Annotated in this window: 3 protein-coding genes; all 3 read left to right on the top strand. The window is 53.9% G+C overall.

Annotation, left to right across the window (positions count from 1 at the left end; genetic code table 11):
• On the top strand, positions 1-417 hold a 417-nt coding region (locus tag EXE42_RS18720; RefSeq protein WP_158293727.1), incomplete at its 5' end, for a hypothetical protein.
• The gene (locus tag EXE42_RS15340; protein WP_137706892.1) at positions 414-1,223 is read left to right on the top strand and encodes an HNH endonuclease; all 810 of its coding nucleotides are present in this window, start codon (positions 414-416) and stop codon (positions 1,221-1,223) included. The genes EXE42_RS18720 and EXE42_RS15340, both read left to right, overlap by 4 nt.
• Positions 1,224-1,359: 136 nt before the next feature.
• Positions 1,360-1,849, top strand: a 490-nt coding sequence (locus EXE42_RS15335; RefSeq protein WP_137706891.1) for a DUF1073 domain-containing protein, incomplete at its 3' end; no start/stop codon positions are given.

Below are 1,849 nucleotides of genomic sequence, written 5' to 3'. Positions count from 1 at the left end.
GTTTCGGCGGTTCACTACGGCCACGTCAAAGACAAGTCCGACATCAAGTGGACCACCGACGAGGACGGTAACAAGACCTTCTTCACCTGCGATAAGGCCCGTTCGGCCTCGATCATGGTCGAGTCGTTCCGTGACAACGAGTGGGTGATTCCGAAAGCAACGTCCGACACAACGGGTGTCTCCGTGGAAACCTCCGAGGACGACGGGGTTCGACTCATCGACCAACTCACCGCACCGTACAAGACGCTCTCCGAGGGGAACACGGGCAAAAAGCGCGTCTACATTGAGACACCTGGCAACCAGCGCGACGACGCCTTCGACGTGTTCACGTTCTGTGTTCTCGCTTTCAAGGAAATAAATGGAAGCGATGAAAGTGTGACCAGTTTTACTGGTAACAAACGAGCGGGACTCACATGAGCGACGGAAAACACAACGACCCCGAGTGGTTACGGACACAGTACGTTGAGAAGGAACGCTCGTGTACCGAGATAGCCGAGCGGTGTACTGTATCACGTTCTGCTGTCCATCGTGCCCTCCAACGTCACGATATAAAGACCCGAGATCAGGGTACATCTGATTTCGGGGACAAGAAGTATCACGATAAGGAGTGGCTCTCAGAGAAGTTCCATAGTGAGGGGCTTTCATACTCCGAGATTGCCGAGGTGTGTGGTGTTAGTAAGCAGACAATCTACAACACCGCAAAGAAACTCGGCTTAGATGCGAAAGGTGAACGTCCGTATCAAGACGCAGATTGGCTGCGCGAAGAATACCATTACAAAGGCAAAACACTCGGAAAAATCGCAGATGAGTGTGGGGTTTCAGAAGCCACGATAATAAAGTGGAAGAAAGAACACAATATACAGACCGATTATCCGACAGGTGAGGATCATCCAGACTACATCCCACCCGAGAAACGGGTAACAGATAGTTACGGACACAATTGGTGGGAACAGCGCCGCAAAGCGTTGGAGAGAGCGGATCACGCTTGTGAAAACCCCAACTGCGATGAAGACCGTGAATCGTTGGGGCGGAATCCTGACGTTCACCATATTATTCCGTACAAACACCACGACGAATACGACGGAATAAACGACTTAGATAATCTGGTTGTTCTCTGTCGCTCTTGTCATCACGAAGTAGAGCCGAAGTTCTTGCGAGAGATCCACGGTGATGACGAGAGCGTCATCAACTTTGCTGGTAGCAAACGCGCAGGAGCAGTCTAACGGCGAACTATGAGTGATGCGTTTAGCGATGTTCTCAACGACGAGGGGGAGAGTACGGAATTAGAAACGACCACGCCGACAGACGTGGATTCCTCCTCGGTGTTCAACGACGCCGTCCGCTCGGAACTTCAGGAAGATGGCCGAGGACGCGGCCTACGAAGATCCCGAGACGGGCAAGCAGTCGGACAACGTTGACCCGCGGGCGCTGTTCGCGAACGCATCGGTCAACGAGCTGCGTTTTTACTACCGTCAGGGACCGTACGGTGGGACGGTAGTCGAAAAGCCCATCTACGACTCCTTCAAGTACGGCTTCGACATTGAGGCGACGGACCCCGACGTAGACTTAGACCAGAACAACCGTCGCGAACGCATCAAACAGTTCCTCCAGCAGTACAAGGAGGCGTACATCGACGCCAAGATCAAGGCGCGTCGGGACGGCCTTGCCCTCCTTCACTTCCAGTTCGCGGATGCTGCGGGGAGCGTCTCCGAGCCGATTCAACACACCCGCGGCGAGGGTAACGCCGTCACGTTCCAAGGGTTCCAGACGTACTCGTTGGACAACATCTCCGATGACCTCGCAGAGTCCACCGTCGCGGAACACACCGAGTACGACGACAACCAGATTT

The organism is Halorubrum sp. SP3 (assembly GCF_005435195.1).
GTDB lineage: Archaea > Halobacteriota > Halobacteria > Halobacteriales > Haloferacaceae > Halorubrum > Halorubrum sodomense.
The sequence above is the reverse complement of the archived record's forward strand: the minus strand, read 5'-3'. Positions and strand labels throughout refer to the sequence as shown.